Source organism: Stenomitos frigidus ULC18 (genome assembly GCF_003003795.1).
GTDB lineage: Bacteria > Cyanobacteriota > Cyanobacteriia > Leptolyngbyales > Leptolyngbyaceae > Stenomitos > Stenomitos frigidus_A.
In genome coordinates, this window is record NZ_PVWK01000003.1 from 1 (window position 1) to 3,369 (window position 3,369).

General features: G+C 45.6%; 4 protein-coding genes. 1 reads left to right on the forward strand and 3 read right to left on the reverse strand.

Features of this window, described 5'->3' with window-relative positions; translation table 11 throughout:
- Window positions 1-51: 51 nt before the first annotated feature.
- The 3 genes from C7B82_RS00220 to C7B82_RS00230 form a co-directional block, all read right to left on the reverse strand.
- The gene (locus tag C7B82_RS00220) at window positions 52-423 is read right to left on the reverse strand and encodes a PIN domain-containing protein (RefSeq protein ID WP_106254306.1); all 372 of its coding nucleotides are present in this window, start codon (window positions 421-423) and stop codon (window positions 52-54) included.
- A complete protein-coding gene (locus tag C7B82_RS00225) occupies window positions 416-679 on the reverse strand; it encodes a hypothetical protein (RefSeq protein WP_106254307.1) in 264 nt (87 codons plus the stop codon). Before C7B82_RS00225 ends, C7B82_RS00220 begins: the two co-directional genes overlap by 8 nt.
- Window positions 680-757: 78 nt before the next feature.
- Window positions 758-1,759, reverse strand: coding sequence for an NACHT domain-containing protein (locus C7B82_RS00230; RefSeq protein WP_146141005.1), 1,002 nt, complete (start codon window positions 1,757-1,759; stop codon window positions 758-760).
- A gap of 848 nt (window positions 1,760-2,607) precedes the next feature.
- Here C7B82_RS00230 and C7B82_RS00235 point away from each other — a divergent pair.
- The gene (locus C7B82_RS00235; RefSeq protein ID WP_106254309.1) at window positions 2,608-3,300 is read left to right on the forward strand and encodes a glycosyltransferase family 2 protein; all 693 of its coding nucleotides are present in this window, start codon (window positions 2,608-2,610) and stop codon (window positions 3,298-3,300) included.
- Window positions 3,301-3,369: the final 69 nt, after the last annotated feature.

Sequence of the window (3,369 nt, forward strand, 5' to 3'; positions counted from 1 at the left end):
TGCACGACTGCCTTGAATCCTAAGTCTTCTGTATTCTCCATGCACTCATTGTTAAGTTACGTGTGCGTTCGCCCTGGTGACTAAGGTTATATCATTTTGTAGGGCGGTGGCAGCAATGATAGAATCTGCAACGCCAATTAATTGACCTGAGCATTGGAGATCAGCGTAAAGCCGTCCGGCTAATGTGGCGACGGACGTATCAACGGCTAAAACTTCTGCGGTAGGCAGTGTAGCTAGAAAGCGTTGAATGCGATCGTCTCTCTGAAGTCGGTGCCAGCCTCGGACAATTTCCATCACGGTGATAACGGAGAGCGTGTAGCAACCGTGTTCTTCAAGATAAGCATTGGCGCGTGCAAGGACTTGCAGATTAATCCCTTTCAAAACCTCTGACAGGATATCGGTGTCTAAAAGTGCTTTATCCAAGGCTCTGTTGACGATCGTAGTCGCGATCGTGCCCAATTGACTGCATGACCTGTTCCATCAATTCCGGCTCGTCCGCAAACAGTCCCGTGATTTGGTCGCTGGCTATGATCGGCTGATGGGATGACTCCTGGGGCGCAGGCAGCGTCGAGTTGCTCGTTGAGCGAAGCTTCTCCAAAATCAACGTCGCGATCGCATCCTGCTCTGATTCTGGTAGTTGAGAAACGGCAGCGATCGCGGCTGTTAAACGGTTTGTCATGGCTAAGATTTGGAATGTCGCTACTCAAAGATTCTAGCTAAGTCAGTCACTATCAGCTCTCTTTTCATCCCTCATCCTTTAGCCTTTCCCCTCCCTCACCGTCAACATTCTCTCCTCAATGCCCGCCCACACCTTCGGCGATACCCGCACAGCCGCTTCTTTGCACCGCACGATGAGTTCGTTGGCGTAGAGGTAATTGTTCAAGGATTCGACTTCAGCTTCCGACCAATCCAACCAGTCTGGGTCAAAGCTCAAAGCGAGATACCAAGTGCGTCGGACTGACTTGATGAGATCGTATCGAGCTTCATAGGACTGGGTAATTCCAGAGTGCTTGGCTTCTAAAGCGTTTAGCTTACCGCTCAAAGTGTCAGAGTAAACTAAATTGAAGATTTCTAGCTGAACAATCGCTTGGGCGAGATTACGAACACTACGGCGAAAGAGAGCGAAAACTTGATTAAAGATAAAAACTTCATCTCGCAAAAGGTCAGGGTTGTAGCTAATGGCAAGGTCAAGCTCGGGAATGATATTGCAGAAAAAATCGAGGTTAGGATTGGGGGTAAGAGCTTCATCAAAGATACAGAGATCCAGAGAAATACTGTCCAGTCCGTAGTAAAGGTTGGGGCAAAGAGCAGAAGTCAAGGCAAGAATATTGTGGGCACAAGCAGGGCTAATAAAAATAGCTGCCGATCGCTTCGCCGCAGGTTTAAAGTCTCCCTCTGAACCCTCTGTTGCTTGTTCAGACCAGTGCAGCAGATTTTTAAGGTTGTCGGTGTTGATGAATTGCTGTGCTGTTGTTTCCATCTGCAACAACAAATTGTCTGCGCCACCACGCATGAGTCCAGCAACGAGGATAAATATTTCTCGCCAGCGCTGCTCGGTCAAATGCTCTGCAACCAGCGAGTCGATTTGGCGATGGTCGTCGATGTATTGGGCAGTGAGGTATTCCTGAAGCGTGAGATGGGAGAAGGAATAAATACCTTCTGCGCGTTCGACTAAAATGCCGTGCTGCACTTCGATGCTGCGGAGGACGGCGGCTCCGTCGATGCTTTTTTCATCGGGCAGCATTTCTTGCAGCGGCAAGCTATAAAGTTGCTGCTTACCCGCTGATTATTGCAACTTCTCCTAATGCTCGCCAGCGTAAAGCTTCATCTTTCTTGACTCAAGTTTGTCGCGCTGTTTCGGCTAAACGCAGCCTCCTTCTCTATTGCTATATAAAGACGATACTGGCTTAAAGATCGCATAAAGGGATACCATCCTCTGTGGCACGGTGGTTTTATCAACATTAGTATGATCTCACCTAGTTACAGAGACAAATGATTTTTACAGTCAGAGTAATTTAGTGTTAATAACCTCTATCTAAAAACCAAACACCTTGTAAATCAACCTAAGCAGTAAATCGTAAATGATTAAAAGAAGCCTTAAGGCATGAACGAGCTCCCACTATGCTCACATGTCATAGTCTTCGCAAACAAGCCAATGCGTGACGTTTGGACTTTTTTAGGCATCCATTATCCTTAAAAATCGCTCAGTCAAATCTATTGGTTGACTGAGAACAGTAGTAGAGCAATGTTCTAATCGCTTACTACTGTTCAAAGCTGTGACTGTTCATTCAGCTTCACGTTCTAACACCACTCATTTTGATGATTAGAAAATAGCATTTTTGCAATTCCTAGATTTCTTTTCTTAGTTGAAACCTGCGATGCATGCGCTGGTTCACATCGCGTGACAGTACTGATACGGCTACTTTGATGCTGCTCGTTATCCCTTTGATTGAGGGATCAGGTTGTTTAACGCTTTCTGTGTAACCTCTAAGAGCCTTGCTTCTACTGCTTAATTGTTTAAGCCAGTTCACGCTCGCTTAAACAAGAATGAATCCTTGCCGAGTGACCACTGTAAATAGTAATCAGTACAATTTTGGGGAATAGAAAATGATTAATAATGTATCCGTTGTTATCCCTTCCTATAACAGCGCCAATTTTCTACCAGAAGCCATTGAAAGTGTACTGGGACAAACCTATTCTCCCTTTGAAGTCATCGTAGTGGATGATGGTTCAACGGATGAAACGAAGCAAGTGTGCGATCGCTACCCAACGGTACGATACATTTACCAAACCAATCAAGGGGTTGCTGCAGCGCGTAACACAGGTATGCAGGTCAGCCAAGGAGAGTATCTACTCTTTCTGGATAGCGACGATTGTCTTTTGCCTGAAGCGATTGAAATCGGGGTCAACTGCATCAATGCTCACCCAAAAGTTGGCTTTGTTTTTGGGCGCTATTTCTTTTACTCAATTCAACCAGATGGCTCATATAAAGTAGAAGAAACCTATGAGGATCAGCCAGAAGTCGCTACGTATGAAACGCTTCTCGCTACCCGGCACAAAATCCAATGCGGATGCGTTATTTTCCGCCGTACTGCCATTGAATCTGTTGTGATTCAATCCATCGGAGCCTTCGACCCAAGTCTAGTGCCGATGGAAGATATCAATTTATTCTTACGAATTGCTCGTAATTTCCCCGTTCATTTTCATAGCCAGGTTGTTTCCAAATATCGCTATACCGGTAATAACCTTTCAAGCAAATCGGCCAAAATGCTCATCATTGCAAGACACTCCCATAAGTAGATCAGGCTTGAAAAGCTCCGGTATGTAAAGTTAGATGGAGGTATCGATTTCAACGATTTGGAGGTGCAG

Excerpts from the sequence above, each read along its gene's own strand:
- C7B82_RS00225 (WP_106254307.1), bottom strand. The coding sequence starts at position 679 with ATGACAAACCGTTTAACAGCCGCGATCGCTGCCGTTTCTCAACTACCA.
- C7B82_RS00235 (WP_106254309.1), top strand. The coding sequence starts at position 2,608 with ATGATTAATAATGTATCCGTTGTTATCCCTTCCTATAACAGCGCCAAT.